The 19811-nt window shown below is 43.5% G+C and carries 15 protein-coding genes and 2 pseudogenes; 5 read left to right on the top strand and 12 right to left on the bottom strand.

All coding sequences use genetic code 11. The annotated features are described in order from the left end of the window. The first annotated feature begins 338 nt into the window (after nucleotides 1-338). On the top strand, nucleotides 339-2057 hold the full coding sequence (locus tag AACT19_RS14665) for a S8 family peptidase (RefSeq protein WP_076646965.1): 1719 nt from the start codon (nucleotides 339-341) through the stop codon (nucleotides 2055-2057). A gap of 547 nt (nucleotides 2058-2604) precedes the next feature. On the opposite strand, the gene AACT19_RS14660 is transcribed toward AACT19_RS14665, so the two are convergent. Then, nucleotides 2605-3129, bottom strand: a complete 525-nt coding sequence (locus tag AACT19_RS14660) for a GNAT family N-acetyltransferase (protein ID WP_076646963.1) — start codon at nucleotides 3127-3129, stop codon at nucleotides 2605-2607. Nucleotides 3130-3403: 274 nt separating this feature from the next. On the opposite strand from AACT19_RS14660, the gene AACT19_RS14655 reads away from it, so the two are divergent. Both AACT19_RS14655 and AACT19_RS14650 read left to right on the top strand, forming a co-directional pair. Then, nucleotides 3404-4699 carry a sensor domain-containing diguanylate cyclase gene (locus AACT19_RS14655; RefSeq protein ID WP_076646961.1) on the top strand — a complete coding sequence of 432 codons (1296 nt, stop codon included), beginning with the start codon at nucleotides 3404-3406 and terminating at the stop codon, nucleotides 4697-4699. A 267-nt stretch (nucleotides 4700-4966) separates the two neighbouring features. Then, complete coding sequence (locus AACT19_RS14650) at nucleotides 4967-5722, top strand: class I SAM-dependent DNA methyltransferase (RefSeq protein WP_076646959.1); 756 nt, start codon at nucleotides 4967-4969, stop codon at nucleotides 5720-5722. 132 nt (nucleotides 5723-5854) lie between these two features. Here AACT19_RS14650 and AACT19_RS14645 read toward each other — a convergent pair whose 3' ends face one another. From AACT19_RS14645 to AACT19_RS14630, 4 genes are all read right to left on the bottom strand, one after another. Then, a complete protein-coding gene (locus AACT19_RS14645; RefSeq protein WP_076646957.1) occupies nucleotides 5855-7900 on the bottom strand; it encodes a TonB-dependent receptor domain-containing protein in 2046 nt (681 codons plus the stop codon). Between the two features lie 172 nt (nucleotides 7901-8072). After that, nucleotides 8073-9002 (bottom strand): LysR family transcriptional regulator, encoded by a 930-nt coding sequence (locus tag AACT19_RS14640; protein ID WP_004733932.1) that lies wholly within the window; start codon nucleotides 9000-9002, stop codon nucleotides 8073-8075. A 226-nt stretch (nucleotides 9003-9228) separates the two neighbouring features. Next, nucleotides 9229-11418, bottom strand: coding sequence for an immunoglobulin-like domain-containing protein (locus AACT19_RS14635; RefSeq protein ID WP_076646955.1), 2190 nt, complete (start codon nucleotides 11416-11418; stop codon nucleotides 9229-9231). Between the two features lie 472 nt (nucleotides 11419-11890). Beyond that, nucleotides 11891-12904 carry an acetyltransferase gene (locus AACT19_RS14630; RefSeq protein ID WP_076646953.1) on the bottom strand — a complete coding sequence of 338 codons (1014 nt, stop codon included), beginning with the start codon at nucleotides 12902-12904 and terminating at the stop codon, nucleotides 11891-11893. A gap of 239 nt (nucleotides 12905-13143) precedes the next feature. On the opposite strand from AACT19_RS14630, the gene AACT19_RS14625 reads away from it, so the two are divergent. Continuing rightward, nucleotides 13144-13383 (top strand): PAS factor family protein, encoded by a 240-nt coding sequence (locus tag AACT19_RS14625; RefSeq protein ID WP_004733935.1) that lies wholly within the window; start codon nucleotides 13144-13146, stop codon nucleotides 13381-13383. Between the two features lie 144 nt (nucleotides 13384-13527). Here AACT19_RS14625 and AACT19_RS14620 read toward each other — a convergent pair whose 3' ends face one another. From AACT19_RS14620 to AACT19_RS14610, 3 genes and pseudogenes are all read right to left on the bottom strand, one after another. Further along, nucleotides 13528-15252, bottom strand: coding sequence for a methyl-accepting chemotaxis protein (locus tag AACT19_RS14620; RefSeq protein WP_076647157.1), 1725 nt, complete (start codon nucleotides 15250-15252; stop codon nucleotides 13528-13530). Nucleotides 15253-15881: 629 nt separating this feature from the next. Further along, nucleotides 15882-16298 (bottom strand): MarR family winged helix-turn-helix transcriptional regulator, encoded by a 417-nt coding sequence (locus AACT19_RS14615; protein ID WP_076646950.1) that lies wholly within the window; start codon nucleotides 16296-16298, stop codon nucleotides 15882-15884. After that, nucleotides 16276-16707: pseudogene (locus tag AACT19_RS14610) on the bottom strand (cation diffusion facilitator family transporter); the annotation flags it as partial. The gene AACT19_RS14615 and the pseudogene AACT19_RS14610, both read right to left, overlap by 23 nt. Before the next feature lie 414 nt (nucleotides 16708-17121). On the opposite strand from AACT19_RS14610, the pseudogene AACT19_RS14605 reads away from it, so the two are divergent. Then, nucleotides 17122-17223 (top strand): annotated as a pseudogene (locus AACT19_RS14605) (IS5/IS1182 family transposase); the annotation flags it as partial. Nucleotides 17224-17876: 653 nt separating this feature from the next. Here AACT19_RS14605 and AACT19_RS14600 read toward each other — a convergent pair. From AACT19_RS14600 to AACT19_RS14585, 4 genes are all read right to left on the bottom strand, one after another. Next, on the bottom strand, nucleotides 17877-18269 hold the full coding sequence (locus AACT19_RS14600; RefSeq protein WP_076646948.1) for a DUF6538 domain-containing protein: 393 nt from the start codon (nucleotides 18267-18269) through the stop codon (nucleotides 17877-17879). 238 nt (nucleotides 18270-18507) lie between these two features. After that, nucleotides 18508-18897, bottom strand: a complete 390-nt coding sequence (locus tag AACT19_RS14595) for a DUF1566 domain-containing protein (protein WP_076646946.1) — start codon at nucleotides 18895-18897, stop codon at nucleotides 18508-18510. 25 nt (nucleotides 18898-18922) lie between these two features. Beyond that, on the bottom strand, nucleotides 18923-19594 hold the full coding sequence (locus AACT19_RS14590; RefSeq protein WP_242658953.1) for a tyrosine-type recombinase/integrase: 672 nt from the start codon (nucleotides 19592-19594) through the stop codon (nucleotides 18923-18925). Next, on the bottom strand, nucleotides 19591-19811 hold a 221-nt coding region (locus AACT19_RS14585), incomplete at its 5' end, for a tyrosine-type recombinase/integrase (RefSeq protein WP_165689847.1). The genes AACT19_RS14585 and AACT19_RS14590, both read right to left, overlap by 4 nt.

Genomic DNA, 19811 nt, shown 5'->3' with positions numbered 1-19811 from the left:
AAACGAGTCACCCTACTCTCAGATACAATAATTAACAATCCAATCAATTGATTTTAAACACCTTTAATTCCAAGCTTTATTTTATAAATGTTGATTTTATTAATAGAATTTAGCTCAAAGTTTGAGAATTAAAAATCGATCACAGTGAGATCTTCCTACCATTTCATTGACCAAGCGAATGATACAAGTCTGATTGCATATTACCTTTTAACTGCGTTTTGAGCGGGTATTTCCCTCTCACTCAACTGACTTACTGCGTGTTTTTTACACTTCGTTTCGAAGAAGTCAGCGTTAGTCGCACAACTATTTAGTCGCACAATGATAAGGATGCACCACAGATGAATCACGGACAAAGACTTACCACTATAGCCCTAGCTATTATGGCTTCAACCCACGTATCAGCTACGACTCTGAACGAAAGTAGCCCAGAGCCACAACCTATCAACTCTCCTTTTATTCAAGATGTAAAAGGCACGATTGTTGAGGATTACTCACGAGAAACTATTCAACCTTCGTTCTTCTCTATGAGAATGATGAGTAACGCCGATGAACAGCGCGGCGATTGGTTTAACTTATCGGCGAGCTACACAAGGCTTCAAGGCGTGGGTTCAGATATTGTGTATGACTACCTAATGCCCCCTCTTATGCCACAGCCAGTTATCGTTGCCGTTCTTGATTCGGGTGTGGATGTTGAACATGAAGACCTAAAAAATAAACTTTGGACCAACGAAAACGAAATCCCAGGCAACGGCATTGATGATGACGGCAATGGGTACATCGATGATGTCCACGGCTGGAACTTTCTGGGTAACTCGTTAGGTATTAACGTTGATCAAGACACACTAGAGGTTACCAGAGAATACAAAAAGTACCTCGAGTTAAAAGAAAATGGACATTGGATTCCGCGTAAGAAACGCAAGTACTATCAAGGTGTTGAATCTGATTACTTGTCGTCTCTAAAAGATGACCAAGATGCATTGAATCGTGTAACAACAGCAACAGACCAAGCCAATGAGTACAAAGCAGAAATCCTTGAACTCACCGATCACAAAGACTTCACAGTAAACGGATTGCAACCGCTATTGAATGACGAAAACCCGAGCATTGTAACTGCAGCTGAAGGGCTTTTGAGCGTATTTGATTCATGGTACTCCTTTGAATATCTGGAATCTCGTCGTAGCCGCTATCAAGACTCTCTAGATTTTCACCTTAACCTAGAGCTCGATACGCGTGGCGATATTGTTTGGGATGACATTTCTAACCCTTGGGAAAAAGGCTATGGCAACAACGATGTGAAAGGCCCTGTAGGCTCACACGGTACACACGTTGCTGGAATCATCGCTGCTGAGCGCGGCAATTTTATTGGTATTGAAGGTGTGGCAGATCATGCTCAAATCATGGCAGTACGTATGGTGCCAAATGGCGATGAGCGAGACAAAGATATTGCTAATGCGGTGCGTTACGCCGTCGACAATGGTGCGAAGATCATTAACATGAGCTTCGGAAAAAGCTACTCACCACGCAAATACATTGTCGACCATGCATTCCGCTATGCCGCTCGTAAAGGCGTGTTGATCGTTCACTCTGCAGGTAACAGCCGCAACGATAACGACATCAAACCAAGCTTTCCAAACCGCTACGCTAAGCACTACAGCTCGAAGCCTATTTCAACGTGGTTAGATGTGGGCGCATCAGCGAAATACGCCGACGAAACGTTAGTGGCGAGCTTCAGTAATTTCGGTCAGAAATCGGTTGATGTATTTGCACCGGGATATCGAATTCTGTCAACCACACCGGGGAATACTTACGGTTTGAAAAGTGGCACAAGTATGGCTGCGCCTGTCGTTTCTGGCGTCGCTGCGTTGGTGTGGTCGCGCTATCCTGATTTATCGGTAAAAGAGCTAAAGGCGATGTTAATGGGTGAATCAAAAATCTACCCAGAGCTGCTTGTTAAAAAGCCATCAAGCCCAGAAGATCTGGTTCCTTTCAGTACCCTTTCGATCTCAGGCAGCGTTGTGGATGCAGAAGCGATATTTGCAGAACTAGAAACACGCTAACGCTTTAACTATTAGTCATTGATGCCAGATATTCGTCATTCCCTAAAGCGAGGGACGAGCGTTATAGGGAATCTCGCTTTGCGGTTAGAGATTCCACATACCTCGTCCCTCGGTTCTGGAATGACGCTGGGGAATCAAGTCAATGTTGTGCACGTCACTTCCGACTGTGAGGTGCTAAAACCACCTCACTCTTAACAACGAGGAACTACAACCGTGTCACTTTCTACGTAGAGATCCCCCCGCCCGTCATTCCCTTCAGTGAGGAACGAGTGTGATAGGGAATCTCTCTTTGAGATTAGAGGTTCCACATACCTCGTCCCTCGGTTCTGGAATGACGCAGGGGAATCAAGTCAATGTTGTGCACGTCACTTCCGACTGTGAGGTGCTAAAACCACCTCACTCTTAACAACGAGGAACTACAACCGTGTCATTTTCTACGTAGAGATACACCCCGCCCGCCATTCCCTTCAGTGAGGAACGAGTGTGATAGGGAATCTCTCTTTTACTTCCATCTACATTTCGACCGCATCTACCTCATCTACCTCATCTACCGCAATTCAATACTCATAAATTTGCTGTGCGGGTCCAACACATAGTCAGCAAAGGGTTCACAGTATCCGAAGCCAAACTTTTCATACAGGTTACGCGCGGCCTTAAAGTAGTCTTCTGAGCCGGTTTCTAAACTGATTGTTTGATACTGGCGAATGGCCGCTGTATCTAATACGTGTTGTAAAAGTTGGCTCGCAACACCTGACTTTCGAGCAAACTGTGAGGTTCTCATTGATTTGAGTTCAGCGTGTTGGGTATTTAACTCTTTAATGGCAACACACCCAAGCAGTTGGTTGTCTTTCCAAGCGCTGAAAAAGGTAATTTCTGGCGACTTAAGTCCATCCAGATCCAATGCATGAACGCTTTCAGCTGGTGACGTGGCATACATATCGGTAAGGTGTTCTTCAAGCAATTCAACGACTTCCCCACCCGACAAGTCATCAAGCTTAATTTCTATTGATGTGCGGCTTTCCAATGCTGTTCCGTTTCCCATTGAATCCTGTGCTTTTATTTCTGGTTTCATTACCTCAACTCTCCTTGTTTAGTTCGCTTATTTAGCTTGAGTGATTTGGCTTTATTTACTGGCCTGCTTTCCTGATTGTTTCCTTTTCAAGAACTCGGTTTGAATCAGTAAAATTACTGATTAATCATGAAATTATAAATGCCATACTGACCTTACCTAGATAGCATATTTTTCTTATCTAGTCTCTTCATAAAAGTGTTCCACAATGCCTGTGTGGTCACTACACCGAGGAACAACACCTGTTTCAATTTAACGAATAAGTAGCCAGGTCGATATGAGCATTCAATTAGATTTAACCACCACGACACCCTGCCAGAACTTCGATTCCGCGCAAGGGCGCATGACACTGCAAAATCACCGAATTATTGATGTCGACAACGAAATCGCTCAGATCTTTGGTTACCGAACCCGTGAAGAGCTGTTATTGAACGTTGAATTTGTTTATGCGTTAGTTCCTGACAGTTACCAAGAGCTAGCCAAGAAACGTTACTTAGAGGCCATAAAAGGCAAACTAAAAAAAGGAAAGTTGTACACCGATATTCCAGCCAATGGCCGCAACATCTCTATCTTTTGCCTATCACACATTATTGAACTCAATAGTAAACCTGCCCTCCAAGTCACTATCATCGACATCACATCCGTAGTCGAAGCTCAGCGCAAACGTAACGAAACGGATCGTATGTATCGCAAGCTACTTAATACATCGAAACAAGGGATCCTGATCCATAGAAACTTCAAACCTTTAATGGTCAACCAAGCATGGGTAGAACAACAAGGTGCAGACTCAATAGAGCAAGTGCTTGCGATGGACTCTATCCTATCCATCGTACCTGAAGATCAGCGTTCAACGGCCATCAGACGCTGCGAGAACATTCTCAATGGCAATACACCCAACTTTAGTTCCGTGGTGTCTAACCAATGCTTTGATGGCACCCACAAATACTTCAACCTCTATGACAACGTGATTAACTGGGAAGGTGAAGACGCGATACAAGTGATCCTTGAAGAAGTCACCGATAAAGTATTACTAGAAAGGGAGTTGCTGCATCGAGCGATGCATGATGACTTAACGCATGTGTTCAATCGTCGTGCTATTTACGATTGGCTCAAGAAGCCGGTAAATCAGCATATGGAGATGTCATGTCTGTTGATTGATATTGATGACTTCAAATCGATTAACGATCGATTTGGGCATACAGTGGGTGACACGGTGATTAGGCACTTAGCAGACACAATTAAAGCTCACATTGAGTTGTTAGGTGGCGTAGTTGGACGTTGGGGTGGCGAGGAGTTTATTGTGTTCATTCCAAAAGCGAAATCGGCCCATACCAAAATCATCAGCGAACGAATCTGCCACACCTTCAATCAACATACCTTCTTTGGTATTAATCGCCGCGCTTTTACAACGAGCGTGAGTATTGGCGTTACCAACCAGTGCTTGTGCCACTCTGCCAACACCATTGATACACTGATTCGTGTTACCGATGATGCACTATATCGTGCGAAAGCGAATGGTAAAAATCAAGTCTCGATCAACGATGATGTGGTTTGCTATGAAGCACTAGCTTGATCGCAGTTCCCTGTTCACCTTCATGTTCCTCTGGCTCTCCTGCATAACCCACCAGTTCTCTCTCATAATCCACCGCCTTTTTAAGCTTGCGCTAAATGAGTCGGCTAACCGTACAAATTGAGCACAGCCACACATAATTAAAGTACAGCCACCGAGAATGAAAGCACATAACTTGATCGAATATTTGATTGCGATTTCGACATTTCGGTATATGATGCGCCACCCTCATTATATCAGCTAACGCTGTAGGCACTTATGTCCGCCAATATGTCAGCTACTATTTCTTCCAACGCACTTTATACCGACCTATCCGGTTACTACGATTTAATGTGTGTTGATATTGACTATCAAGCGCAAAGTAACTGCGTACGTAGGCTACATCAAATTTTCGGAAATGGTGGAAAGACTCACCTCGACTTAGCTTGTGGCACTGGTCCACACGTTCGTCACTTTATCGATTTTGGTTACCAAAGCAATGGACTCGATCTCAACTCGCCAATGCTAGATATCGCTCAGGCTCGCTGCCCCGAAGCCAATTTCTCAGAGCAAAACATGAGCAGTTTTGAAGTGGCGGAACCTCTGGATTTGATCACCTGCTTCTTATACTCAATCCATTACAACGATGGTTTCGAGAAGCTCAAAGAATGTGTTGAGAGCGTACATCGCGCTTTAAAACCAGAGGGGATTTTTTGTTTTAATGTGGTGGATAAAGACAAGATCAGCAATGATCTTTTTGTTCGACACACCACCAATCTTGAACAAGATGATTTCACGTTCAGCTCAGGCTGGTATTACTCTGGCAAGGGTGACAAGCAGGCGTTAAAACTCAGTATCGAAAAAACGACTGCTGGTGAAACTCAAGTGTGGAATGATGAACACCCGATGGTGGCATTCTCGTTTAAAGAGCTAATCGAGATATTGAAGCCCTACTTCGAGGTTAATATCTTCGAGCACGATTATGACAAACTGCTGCCTTGGGATACCAAATCAGGTAATGCTCTGATCGCTTGTGTAAAAATCTAGGTCAGTCGATACAAAACGAATTAGCCAGATTCAAACACAGACAAAAAAGAACCCACACTCGCCGTACTCTTTATCGATCATCCAGCCAGTGTGGGTTCTTTTGTATCAAGCTATCGGTTACTGAACTCTAAATTAGAAGTCCGCTGTCATACCTACGTAGTAAGTACGTGGCTCTTCAACATAACCCATGCTCTCTAGCTCTTGTGATACCGCTTCGTCAGTCAAGTTAGTAATGCCTGCGCGTACTCTAACCGAATCATTAATGTTGTATACCCCACCAATATTAAGCGTAGTATAGGCTTCTTGAGTCAAATCAGTTTCGATATTACGCTCACCTCGGTAACGCGCACTAACAAAGGTGTTCAGGTCGTAAGTTGGGCTCCAGTTCAGTTTAACTAAACCCGAGTGCTTGTAACGCTCAAGCAGTTCTTCACCAGTAGACTTATCTTCAGTGTCTAAGAAAGTGTAGTTACCAGACACGCCCCATTCATCCGTTATTTGGAATTGGCCAGTAAGCTCAGCACCTTGAACCACGGCCTCAGACACATTGGTATAAGTACGTTTGCCTTTCACATAGCCAGTTGAGCTAGAACTATCGGCACACCCTTTACCCGATTCAAACATTCCGCCGTTCTCGCAGTAGGTTTCGTCACGATCAATAAGGTCGTTGATTTCATTGCGGAACAAGGCACCTTCAACGTTCCAACGAGGTTGGCTGTATATCGCCGCAATCTCATAGTTCCAGCTCGTTTCAGGCTTCAGGTCTTCATTGCCATATAAATCACAAGCACCTTTACAACTGTTAACTGTGTAGTCGGCTTGGTTTTGAGTCAAAGTTGGAGCTTTAAATGCTTTACCCACACCACCCTTGATGATCAGGTCATTCGTTGTTTGATGAACCAAGTACACACGTGGGCTGAACTCTTCACCGTACTGCTCGTGCTTATCTAAACGACCGCCGATGGTTGCTGTTAGTTGATCAGTCATCAGCCATTGGTCTTGAATAAATAACGCACCTTGATACGCTTCTGATGTGTCATTGACCAAGTTTTCTTTGTTGGTTAGTTCACTTAATTGGTAGTCCATACCAAACGTAAGCGTGTGATTATCACCCAGATAAGTCGTCGCCGACGCTTCTACGATCTGAGTTAACTCTTCTACGTCACTGCTGTAGGTGGTATCAGAATCCGCAGCGTCGTTGTCAGTCACATTTTCGCGTGAGTAGCGAACTTGTGTATCACCCCAGCTCCAAAAGCCACTGTGCGTAATCGCTTGGCTCTGACGCACTACTCGTGTGTCAGACTCGATCACAGACGATACGTTTTCTGCAGATGATTCACGTTCGTCGTCACTGTAGCCAAAATCGAAATCGATGGTTTGGTTGTCTGTTGCATTCCATGTGAGGCTCGCGAGTAAGCTTAATGTCTCTCTTTCTTCTAACGCAGTAATGTCTGAACGATCGTAACCAGAGCTATGCGTACCAGAATAGGGTTTCCAAGCATCACGGCTAGTTTGGTTAACAGATAGGCGAGCAAACAATTCGTCTTCAATTAACGCGCCTGATGTTGTGAAGCCCATCGAATACTCTTCTCCACCATCACCGTCTAACGGCGATGAAGTGTCCATGCTTAACGTCGAGCTCCAATCATTTTCAGGAGCCTTGGTGATGATGTTGATTGTGCCACCCATGCCATCTGAACCATAAAGTGCAGACATTGGGCCGCGGATAATTTCAACACGTTCAATTGAATCAGCAGGAATGGTCGATAGGTCGAAGTCGTTACCTCGGATGATGGCACTCGCCGAGCTTAGACGACGGCCATTCACCATGATAAGCGTGTAATCTGAATCCATACCACGAATAGAGATCATCTGACGGCCAGCACGTGTGCTATCAAAGTCAGATTCGACACTGGTTGATTCTGCAACGATGTCAGCCAAGGTAATACCAGGGCTGTCTTCAATGTCTTGAGCGGTGATCACTGACATTGAAGCCGGCACTTGTTTTAGTGCCATTTCAGTACGAGTTGCCGTAACAACCATTTGCTCATCTGTTGCTTGCGCTTCTTCTTGCGCCAACACGTTAGCCGAAAGTGAGGTACAAATAACAGCGACTGCGATCGAAAGGGGTTTACGAACCAAAAGAGGTTTGCGAATCAAAAGAGATCTCTCAGACATGATATTCATTCTTATATGTGATTGGTAATGATAATGGTTTGCATTAAACAACCAGTTACCACTCTTATCAACGAAAGTTTCATACCAAAAATTGATTCTCGTTATTCAACTTTCAAATAATGGAACCAATACATATTCATTTTAATAGCATCACATCAATAGCATTCACCACCTAGATAGATTGGGTGTATATCTCTTTAAATAAATCGCGAACCCAACGACACATAGGGTCATTATGGAAACGTTTATGCCAATAGAGATAAACATCTTCTGATGGGCTTCTGATCGCTTTGGGAACGCGTTTACAAATTAAATCTCGTTGATTGGCAGCTTGTGTCGCAAATGGTGTCGGCAAGTGAAAGATGATGTCGGTCGTCTCCGCAATATCCGCAGCAATATTGAAGTTGGACAACTGAATTGGGATCGATAGTTGGCGCTGCTTATCAATCAAACCAAGATCTTTAAATCGACTTTCGATCGAGAGCTTCTTGTCCCCTTGCAGTGAGATTTGACCAAGTTGGCTATTCAACAAGTCATCAACAGTGATCTCTTTGTCCGCCAGAGGATGGTCTTTGCTCATTAATAACCGATAATCGCGACTGATTACGAACATTCGATAAAGGTTTTGTTCAGAACTTAATGGTTCATGCGTCGACAACACAAAATGCGCATCACCGGATAACAGAGGCTCAAAGTGTCGTTTAGGAATCGAGTCGATATCGACAACCATATTCGGCGCTTGCTGGCGAATTTGTGCCACTACTTTAGGCAAAAGGTGTGAAACCTGAGGAACCAAACCAAAAAAACGAACCGTGCTATCACTCGTTTGTGGTTCAAACACGTCTCCGTGAACCAGTTTCTCAAGGCGCGTAAGCACAGAGTTGAGGTCTTGCTTGATGACCTCTGCTTTCGGGGTCAATTCATAGCCATAAGCAGCTCGCACCAACAAATCATCGTTGAACACAGTGCGAAGTTTTTGTAGAGATCGGCTCACCGTAGGTTGGCTCATATCCAGCGCCAACGCCGTGTTGGAAACGTGCTTCTCTTCAAGAAGGTGTTTAAGAATAACGAGTAGGTTTAGGTCGACTTGGGCAAGATTCATTATGCAAATATTCACAACAGAGAAAATTCAGTGTGCGCATAGTGCATCTACCACCTTATTAATACAATTGATAATCACTCTTATTTTGATCTAGAGCAAAATGCAGAACCGAGTTTGAGGTTAAGAAAGGTTTGAAGCTCTAAATCAGAAGGAGACAATTAAAAAGAGAGGCACAATGGCCTCTCTTTGATCGTCTACTTTATGTTGCTAGCGTTGAGCTATCAGACTACAGCTTTGTCCAAGCATCTTGCCAGTATTGGCTTTCTGCTGGTGCGTAAGACGCGCTTGCACACCATGCCGTGTACGGCCAAGGTTTACATTCGTACAGACCATTATCGCTGCCGACCACAATGTCACCCGCTGCGTAGTTTGTGCCCGCTTCATACGGAGGGTAATCACCTGGAGGAGGAGTCGTTCCGCCACCGTCTTTAACAGCGAACGAATCATTTACCATCACCATTTCACCGTCAGATGCTTTACCGACAACCTCAAGTGCATATTGCCCTTCCGCTACATCGTACAAGTCGATGGTAATAGCACGGCTGTCCGTTACGTTAACCTGAGTTTGCTCAACCACAGTACCTGCACTGTTGATCACCATAGCGGTAACATCTAACGCTTCATTTGATGTCAGTGTTAGGTCTAAACGAACATTGCCGTTATCTGGCGCATATTCTGACTGAAGGCCTGAAACTGCAAGCTCTAAGTCATCGCCCGGATCTGGGTTACCACCACATGAAGAGTCTGAAACTTTTCTCCAAACGCCCCACTCACCTGTTGTTCCTGGCTCTTCGCCGCGAGTGTACCAACCTGCTCCCCACGTTGAACCGTCATGAGATACTTGGTCACCTTCAACATAAACGGTGTCGGCATCCCATGCAGCAGCACAGTTAGAACCATCCGTCACAGACACTTTACGGTCAGCGGTTACAGTTTGGTTCGCGCTGTCTGTTACGCTATACACAAGCGTGTAGTTGCCGATTTCATTTACATCAACACTACCAGTGTGTGTGATGGTGCTTGTTAGGTCGCCATCTTCAGCATCATTCGCCGTCACGCCAGCCATAGCATCAAATGCAGTACCCAACACAACAGTTGTGTCAGACACACCATTAAATACTGGCTTCTGGCTGTAAACCTCTACCGTTCTCGCTTTAGTAGTTTCGTTGTTATCGCTGTCTTGCACTCGGTAAGTTAAAACGTAAGTGCCAATAACACTGGTTTCAACGTAACCTTCAACATCGATTGATGACGTTAGATCGCCATCTTCTTTATCTGTTGCTGTTACGCCTTCCATTGGGTCAAACGTTGTGCCGTGAAGAACACGGGTATTTTCGACACCTTTAAGAACTGGCTCACCCTCGACTGGAGGTGGCGTCACTTGACCGTGTACAAATGGGCCGTAGTCTTTAATAAACTGCTCGTTGTATTGTTGACCGTTTTTGTTAGTGCCCATGTCCCAGTTGATAGACCAAGTCATTACACCACGCAGGGGTTGGCCTTGAGTCGTTAAGGTCTCGAACGCGTCGTATAAATCTTGAGGGTCTTGCACAAAGCCCGTCGCTGCAGCATCGATACTTGAAGGAATACCAAACACCAGCTTGTCATGAGGGATCTTGTGGAAGCCACGCGTTCCGTTGATAAGCGAATCAGAGATGTAGTAGATGAATTCTTCTTTTAATGCATCGTTGTTTTGAGCAATCCAGCCCACACCGTCAACCCAGATACCGTCGCCACCTTGGTTGTAGAACTGTGGGTTAATCCAGTCGTAATAACCTTCTAGATTATCGATATAAGGAACGTACTTACCGCCTGTCGTTAGATACGGGAACTCAGGCGCCATAGTAATAAGGAAGTTTTTCCCTTCGGCACGGTAGTGATCTTTTACTAGCTTAAGTGCGTCAGGAATAACCGTTTGGTTGTTTGCTGCGGTTACTGCTGCTTGTTCAAGGTCGATATCTAGACCATCGAAACCGTAACGCTCAGTAAGGCGGATTATCTCATCAGCAAAGGCTCTTTCATCACCCGTTTCAAGTTCTACGTGTGCATCAGCACCACCCAGCGCTATCAGTACAGAACGGCCTTGCTTGTTGAGTTCGGCAATTTGGTCAATAAATTGTTCTTCTGATAACCCAACGGTTGGGTCCAGTTTAAAAGTTGGGATTCGACCATCAGCCACATCGTAAACCTTCATGAATGACACATTCACGATGTTATACATTGGGTTTACTTCATCCAGCGTCACGCATGGCGCATTACCACCTTGGTAGCCGCCACCGTCACACCAGTTGTGCCAATAACCGACCACGACACCAGAATCTGGATTCGTCATATCTGAACCATTCGCATAAACAGCGCCAGACATTGCGGCCATGCCGACCGATACAGCTAATTGTAGAGCTTTACGTTTCAACATTAGTCCCACTTCCTTACTTAACAGCTGTGCCAATCACAACCGAACCAATTCATTGTAATCATGAATATTTATAGAGAAGTAATGGAATTTATAGGAAAAGATGACCTTTGATTTAACTTGTGATTTTAAGTCATAGATTGAATATCAGAATCAATATGATTTTGACTTTTCATTCAAAATGAAATGCTAAAAGCTGTTATTTTCGACTGGACACATTGACCATGCAAATATTTAATCAACCTTAATTCACATAGATAATTAACCAAAAATATAAAAAATCACCAATAGGAAAAAACGAACTTTAAATCGACAAAAATTGATCCAAACACACTGTAATTACTGACCTCAGACCAGATACCATTGCGAGTGACATCACTAAAATAGCTTGGATATAGCCGTCATGCATGTGCTAGAGATACACACGTATAACGGAATATAGGAGTGAAAATTTGTGGAATTTTGGATGTATACCTCAGGAATTTTTCAGTTGACCCTCAGCACTAGATGAATAATATGCATCCAATAGTGAAATAAAATTCACCTTATCAAGTTCATTAAGTTGATTAATACCAGCCGCTGCTTTTCTTCCTCCACCCGTTTCAAAGCTTGAGCAAATTTCGTCTGCACCCGTTCTGTTTGATAATGGCGCCCGTAAGCTCACCGTGTAAGACTCGCCATCTTGGTTTTTCGTTAATACTGCTTGCGCTCGGTTTGGATCTTGATTAACGATTTCATTGCCAAATACACCACTGATGCGCCTTGCCCACGTCTCACCTGGCAGTTCAAACACGCGTGCTACTTCACTTTCATAAACAGGAGCAAGGTTTGATAGCTGTTGACGATCATTTTGATAAGCAGCTCGTAGTCGATAAAACACAGAGTTTTTATCATCTAAAAGATCAAATGGGTTCGGGTATTGATAAAGGGTTTGGTAGAGCTCAATTGGCGTGAAATGCAAATCGCTTAATGAAGAACCGTAACCATTGTAGTTAACCAAGGTACCTAGCTCTTCTAAAAACTCTGTTTGAGATTGATCGAATCCATTTTCATCCGCTAGCCGCGCGGCCACTGTTTTTAGGTTATCACCAAAAGCAGCCGCGATTGCCCAAGCCACATGCGCACCATTCAGCTTCTGGTTAATCAGCAAGCTCGTGCAGCTCTCTGGCGCGGTATCAATCAGAGTATCCAAATAGCTAGAGTCAGGTACCTCACCAGTTCGATGGTGATCGCAATAAAATACATTGATGTTGGCGTCTAGCAGTGAGTGCAATGCAGATAAGTTTTTTTCCATCGACACATCTAAAACGGTAACGGAAGAAATGTCACCTTGCTTACCCGGCTCCATAATTTGAGTAACAACTTGAGAGACCAACTTAATATCACGCTTTACACCTGTAATGAGCACGCTCTCTCTTGGCTCACTGAATCGCAGCTGTAACAACGCGATTATGCCATCTGCGTCTCCGTTGAATACGTCGTAGTGCATGTTGTTCCTCTTCCTATAGATTTAACCGTTTGCCAGAAACGCGCCAATACGTTCGTTTATTCGATAGTCTGTCATTATTTTAGTTATATTTCACAGATACTTAAGTCTATTTTGGAATGCCTTATTCTCATTAGATTCAAAAGATAAACACATTAATAATATTGTATGACTTATATCACAGTAAAAGAACCTGAAAAGATTATAAAATAAGCGCCTCCCACTTAATGATAAAGAGACGAATGAACACTACCACCACTCTTGTTTATGACACTTTGAAAAGCCTTGCTGCTCACGCTCCTGAGCAACATGCCGAGATTCGCCAGCGTTTATATGAGCAGTTGAGCCTGCCATTTAACAAGCAGCTCTCGTTATACGCTAATGTGCTTGGTCCTATCAGTTCAGGTAAGTTAGCGGGATGCGACAATATCGATAAAGCGGTTGAACTGGCACTGGATGTGCTGGAAGGCCGAAATAAGTAATTCCCCTTAAAATACGTAATATAACGGCCCAGATCTTCCCCCAGATCGGGCCGTTTTTTTATTCTCGTCATTTATCTAGTTGAATTTCAGGCACAAAAAAAGGCGCAGATGATCCACGCCTTTGGTTTAGTTTACTCTAAATGTTTAAGAGGTCTTGAACTGCGCCACCGCTTTATCCATCTCATGGGCTTGCTCTGCGACTTTATCCACTTCAACTAAACAATGTTGCGCCGAAGCGTTGTTATCACTTGAAATGGTGTTTAACTCGGTGATTGAGTCGCTCACTTGTGCCATAACAGCACCCTGCTCTTCAATCGCTGATGCAATACGCTCAGAGTTGCCCTGGATGCTTTCCATGTCGCTTAAGATAAGCTGCAGGCTAGCATCGAGCTCTTCCGAATCTTTCAGAGTCAGTTGGCCTTGTTGGTTACATTCACCAATCTCGGTCATAGAAGCGTTCATTTGACTTTGAATTGCCGTTACTACACTGGTAATTTCAGTCGTTGATTGGTGCGTTCTGCTTGCAAGAGCACGAACTTCATCGGCAACCACGGCAAAGCCTCGGCCTTGTTCACCGGCACGTGCTGCCTCAATGGCTGCGTTCAGTGCCAATAAGTTGGTTTGCTCTGCAATGCCTTGGATGATGTTTACTGCATCGCCGATTTGATCAACATGATGGTTCAATGAGCTGATCGAATCTTGGCTGCTAGAAAGGCGTTCAGACAACTGAGTAATGTTGCTGATCGTATCAACCACCACTTCACGGCCTTTATCGGCATTCACTTTTGCTTGATGAACACCTTCAGCCGCAACTGATGTGCTTTCTGAAATTTCACCTATTGTGAGTACCATCTCTTGCACTGACGTTGTCATTGTAGAGGTGTGGTTTGCTTGAACTTCAAACTGTTTGATTACTGACTCTAGCTCGTCATGCATGTTCGACGTACTTTGTGTCAGTTGCAGTGACTTAGATTGAGATGCCGCGATTAAGCCCTCCAATTGATCAAGCAATTGGTTGAAGTATTGGCCTAAAGTGCTGAGTTCGTCTTTACCATCTAGGTGAGAACGAATAGACACGTCGTTTGAATTAACGATATTACGGATAACCGAAAGCAGTGACTCAATTTTACCAATGATAGAACGGACGATTAACCAGCTGAACAGAATGATCGACACAAGTAACGTGACGCAAAGGATGTTGTTGATCAGCGATAGCTTGTCCATCTCTTGTTGGGTTTCTTGGTCTAATACCGCTGAGAACTCTTTAAATTGAGTTTCGATAGCATGAGAACCCGAACGAGCTTGCCCAAGCAGACCTTCGTTGTGCTTCAAGCCAATCACTCGCTTCTGTTCAACTACTTGACGCGCAGCATCTATCAAAGCAGTTGAGCTTCCAGCACTAGAAATAATAGAAAGAACACTCGGATCGAACTCACCCTTTTCGATTAAGTCATTGAACAGGTAAAGCTCGATTTTTTGTTCAGCACTGGCTGTCGCGCTGATGTTATCGAGCAAAGCATGAAACTCGCCTAGCAAGCCTTTGTCACGTGCTAATCCATAGACTTCACTCGCTTTTACTAAGTTAACAAAGCTTGTGTGGTAGGTTTCGATATCTTCACGTAGGTGTGTGCTGTTGGCTAAACCTAAATCACTGAGCACCGCATTGAGCTCAGATTCAGACGCTAAGAATTTGTTGTAGTTTACGTCAAACTTGTCGAGGTATTTCATATCACTACGCAGCAAGAAATCTTTCTCGTTACGGCGAAGATTAAGTAGTCGCACTTCAAGTTCTTTGGTGATTTGTTTGGCTTCGCTCATTTGAGCTGTGGTGTCTGCAAATTGCGATGTGGTAAACAACAATGAAATCATGCCGAAGATGGAGAACATCCCCAACGAATAGAGCTTTTTCTTTATATTCATATACGTGGCTCGTCTTTACTAAATTAACTATGAGTATCTAATTGATCGCATCGAAGCATGGAATACAACTCGTGCGACCTGGTTATTGTTATGGTTATGGTTATGGTTTTTGTATCAGTAATGAGCACCAAATCTAGCGACTGTTCAGCCCACCAGCAGTGACATTCTCAATGGTATTCAAACAGAGAATGAATCTTTTCACTAAAGATAAAAGCATCAATAACACAAATTGAATACATGTACATTAGTTGAATGATAAAAGTGAGAGACAGCTATTTGACGGAACATAAACAGCCTGAACACCATGGTATACAAGGCATTGAATTAAAAGACTTTGACGCACATTTGGACGCATTACTTATGATGACATTTTTTTGGCTCTCCAGAAGAGCACGAGCGAAGCGCAATATTGGAGGTTTTGACTTGGTTTTTAAACAGTGAATCCGTCTATTGATGATTGTACGGTAGAGCGTAAACGGCGAAAAAAATGGACCAACTCAATTCGAGTCAGGTCCATTTTTGGATTTTCTAGTCAATTGCTTTGCTACTAAAGAGTTAGGGTGCGAACTCAAGGCTGACTAAAACGCTTTCACCATCTTGGTTAGGCACTTCAATAACACCGCTTTCTCATCTTCTTCGATGTCTTGTGTTAGTCCATCAACCAAATTCAAGTGAACCTGATTGTGGTGAACGTGTATCTTCTGCCCTTCATCAGTCAAAGCAACCACAATCGCACGACGATCTGTTGGGTGTTCATGGCGCTCAATCAATTCAGCTTTAACCAACTTTTCGATTTGAACGGTAAGCGTACCCGTGGTGATACCCAACTTTTCAGCGAGCTCTTTCATTCTTAACGCGCCATGCATACCAAGCACTTCAATGGTGTGTACTTGAGCCAGGGAGTAACCCGTCTCTTTGACAACAGACTGCTCCCACGAAGACATTTTATCGTAGAACTCAGTCAGTATTTGGTTAAGCTGTTCTATATTTCGCATGGTCGTTTGAATGCACTTCAAGAGTAAGATGATTAATCTTATCAAACTTGGCGAGCATTTGTTTATATTCAGAGACGGTTTTATCACTGTTTGATTCAAGAGTAATCGCTGCTGAATAGTGATGCCCACTCACCTTCCACATGTGTAAGTCGGTTACGGCTGCGTAAGGAGCTAAAGCTTCAGTGATTCCGTTACGGTACTCATCATCAATATTCTGATCGAGCAAGATTGGACTTGTCTGCTTCATTAGGTTCATTGTCCATTTGGCAATCACGACAGCACCCACCATGCCCATTGCTGCATCTAACCAGTTCCAACCGTAAAACTTACCAAATAGCAGCGCAACAATCGCAAGCAGAGATGTCAAAGTATCCGCCAACACATGCATGTAGGCTGCGCGTAGGGTGTGGGATTGGATTGAGGGGAAACAGGGCCACTTCGTTAAACGCTTGCATAATTTGTGCTTTCTCTAAGGCTTTATATTATTAGGTAAAGTCACCCATATTAAAAGGGGTTGGGGTGAAAAATGGATCACACTACTAAAAAGTCACCACACCTTTTAGGAATTCAGGGCCATTCGTAAAACGAAATAACAGTGAAATCTGACTTTAGAAAGGCGATATTGTATCCGTCATTCCGCCCCCCAATTTAATAATTAAAATAGTATTATCCAGCGTTCATTTATCAGTAAAAAAACGGCACCATCTTGACCGAGCTCGGCAGTTTTGATCTATTACTGTTATTGGCTTTGTTGCGTAATTCAGTGGAACTAAATCATGAACCTACGATCTGTTCAGCTACGTCCACTACCTCTCATAGCCCTATGCCTAAACATCGTCACAAAACAATCAACTGGAAGCAAGACAGCCAATCACTCATTAACTGCGGGTCTCTGTCTTTTTGGATTGATGAAGAGGTGATAAGTGGCTGAGCGCAAAGCAAAGCCGATTGGCGCGATGGTACGTCCAAGAATCTTGTTATTTCTAGCCTGTATTTTGGGGGTGAAAGTGCACCTGTATTTTCAATTATTCACCACGTCCCAACAGACAACACAAGTAGCTCACCAAAACTCAATTCCATTTGAATAATTCTTCGACCCAATCAGCAACCTCTCCCAATAGACTAATACCCCGAACAACGCCAAAAATAAAAGACACTATTTGGCCAATAGAAATTCGTTTCTTCATTAAATACTCCATATTTCAGATCTAAAAAAACCACCTAACAGCGGCGACAGAGACTAAAAATATTTGTTCAACCTCTCCACAATATTTTGTTGTTACCTAATAGGTAGGTTAATTATCAAATACGATTTAGTGTGATCGTGTGACTTCATAACTTAATCTGAGACCAAAAGTCTAACGCGTTAGACAAAGTAGTCCTGTTACTACAATTCGACATATGTGTGTAAAGCAAGTAAAGAGGTCGAGAAAGCATAACTCTCCTCCATTACTAGCTTTTAAATGACACTCACATCAAAATACAACAAAAAAGGGAGAGGGCAAGCGCCAAAGATAACCATCCCTAGCTTTAACGACATTAAATAAAACAACTGTTAACAACAAAAACTTAACTAGTCTACTTTAGATCTTTGGTGTTCATTATTCCTACTATGTTAAACGGGCGAGTTAGCTCTTCAGAGCGATTTATAGGGGAAAAATCAGCATGTCCATTTGAAGCAAGAAGCGCACAATGATACCCATTTTTCATACTTTGTGAATTTTGACGTAACTGATTAATACTATGAGCAAGCTCAGCTTTGAACTCAGAAAAAATTAATGCCGTGACTTTGGCTCCATCGAAAAGAGCATGGAGTAATTGAACCTGTTCGATATTTCTCAGGTAAGCGACTTTACGTTCACGAGTTAGGAGAGAGAATTTAAACTCTTTAGGAGAGCCACTGCTCTGCAGTGAAATTGGGGTGGCGATACGTGTGTAGTATACGCTATTTGGAAGTCTCAATAAGTACATCTGCGCAAGATGATTTTCGAGATTTTAGATAAGAAAAACCGACTTAAAAACAGCAATTTAATCTTTAAGGGTAGTGGAGGAATAGGAATTTGGAAATTATCTCCAGCATTCCCATTAAAAATAACCTATTGCTATTAGCTAGTTAGACTATTGGGTGTGTGTACATCTACGAAAAAGATAACCACCTGCCGAAGTAGGTGGTTATAGGTTTGAAGCTCAAGAACTCATACGTTAAACGTTAAGGAACTGAGACGCAAGACGCGTACAACTCCTCTTCTCCCATACTAGCCCCTTCGTTACCATTCTTGAGGCTTGCATTTAAAAATCCAGGACCACGACTTGTACTTGACCAGTAACTGAGCCTGACTGGCCAGCCGCGCGCGTTGAACATATTGCCGTATGTATTGAAGAGCTCTAACTTTAACTCATTTTTTGTTGCCAAACGCCAGTTGGTGCGTCCTGCTAAGCTTTCGTTACCATATGTGGCACATAATCTAGATGCATTCTCCCGGGTGAACCAAAAGAAATCTCCAGCAGGCCCAGAAGTTCCAATTTCTTGCGTAAAACCATTATTTACACTTCCTCCGAGGCTATGAAGAGCGATTTTTGATGGTGAATTGGTAAACAACTTCCCACTCCCAGTATCGAATATATCAATACATGATTATGACCTGACAGCAACACGCCTCAATTTCTCCCTGCTGACTAACCGTTCGTAAAGCCCCTTCAAGTCGCGATAATTCATCCAGACTTAAAAAGCGATTCAACTTCTTTTTTCGGTTCTGCTTGATACCATCGCAAGGATTTTTCAAGCAATACCCTTGTCTCTCGGCATATTTAAAAATGGAACGCAGCACATCAAGAGTGCGATTAGCCGCTCCAGCATAGTCTTGGCTTAACTCATCAAACCAACGCTGCACATGACACGAATCAATACGAGTGACGGGGTAATGCCCAAACTCTGGTAATAAGTGTTTATTTAATGCCCCCCTTGCCCCTCCCTGTGAGCTGGTTTTCCATGTTGAGCACACTTTTTGTAACCATTCACCCTGTACCAATGCATCAAAACGCATCGCCCCGATTGCCCTACTCTTATCATTATCCTGCATCAGGCTTAACGTTTTTTGACGAGCCTGACGAAGAGATAGACTATCGACAGGCGCTATAATCTTATTGCCACCGCCTGTCTTCATGACATAAAAACGGGAAGCGTCTTTGCCTACTCGCACCCCAAACCCATATTGCTTTGTATCCCAAACAACATAAGTTTTGGGTTGGGGCAATAAATACTTAATCTTTTTCTGAGTGAGTCTGATATAGCTCATGAGCGCATCCCCTTAGCCAAAGTCGCTGATATATGAGAGGCCGCTTTACAAGCATCCAGACTGCTTAAGTGGGCATATTTCAGCGTCGTTTCTACATTCGCGTGACCCAGTAAGCGACTAAGCACCGTCAGATTAATGTTGGATTGAATTGCAATACTGGCGTACGTGTGGCGTAAATCATGTAGGCGCACACCGGCTAACTCGGCTAAACGGCGCA

The sequence above is a fragment of the Vibrio sp. 10N.222.47.A9 genome, assembly GCF_963872585.1.
Taxonomy (GTDB): Bacteria; Pseudomonadota; Gammaproteobacteria; order Enterobacterales; family Vibrionaceae; genus Vibrio; species Vibrio splendidus.
This window is presented reverse-complemented; position numbering and strand designations above follow the sequence as displayed.

Excerpts from the sequence above, each read along its gene's own strand:
- AACT19_RS14640 (WP_004733932.1), bottom strand. The coding sequence starts at position 9,002 with ATGAATCTTGCCCAAGTCGACCTAAACCTACTCGTTATTCTTAAACAC.
- AACT19_RS14625 (WP_004733935.1), top strand. The coding sequence starts at position 13,144 with ATGAACACTACCACCACTCTTGTTTATGACACTTTGAAAAGCCTTGCT.
- AACT19_RS14590 (WP_242658953.1), bottom strand. The coding sequence starts at position 19,594 with ATGAGCTATATCAGACTCACTCAGAAAAAGATTAAGTATTTATTGCCC.
- AACT19_RS14665 (WP_076646965.1), top strand. The coding sequence starts at position 339 with ATGAATCACGGACAAAGACTTACCACTATAGCCCTAGCTATTATGGCT.
- AACT19_RS14645 (WP_076646957.1), bottom strand. The coding sequence starts at position 7,900 with ATGTCTGAGAGATCTCTTTTGATTCGCAAACCTCTTTTGGTTCGTAAA.
- AACT19_RS14655 (WP_076646961.1), top strand. The coding sequence starts at position 3,404 with ATGAGCATTCAATTAGATTTAACCACCACGACACCCTGCCAGAACTTC.
- AACT19_RS14635 (WP_076646955.1), bottom strand. The coding sequence starts at position 11,418 with ATGTTGAAACGTAAAGCTCTACAATTAGCTGTATCGGTCGGCATGGCC.
- AACT19_RS14660 (WP_076646963.1), bottom strand. The coding sequence starts at position 3,129 with ATGAAACCAGAAATAAAAGCACAGGATTCAATGGGAAACGGAACAGCA.
- AACT19_RS14620 (WP_076647157.1), bottom strand. The coding sequence starts at position 15,252 with ATGATTTCATTGTTGTTTACCACATCGCAATTTGCAGACACCACAGCT.
- AACT19_RS14615 (WP_076646950.1), bottom strand. The coding sequence starts at position 16,298 with ATGCGAAATATAGAACAGCTTAACCAAATACTGACTGAGTTCTACGAT.
- AACT19_RS14650 (WP_076646959.1), top strand. The coding sequence starts at position 4,967 with ATGTCAGCTACTATTTCTTCCAACGCACTTTATACCGACCTATCCGGT.
- AACT19_RS14600 (WP_076646948.1), bottom strand. The coding sequence starts at position 18,269 with ATGTACTTATTGAGACTTCCAAATAGCGTATACTACACACGTATCGCC.
- AACT19_RS14630 (WP_076646953.1), bottom strand. The coding sequence starts at position 12,904 with ATGCACTACGACGTATTCAACGGAGACGCAGATGGCATAATCGCGTTG.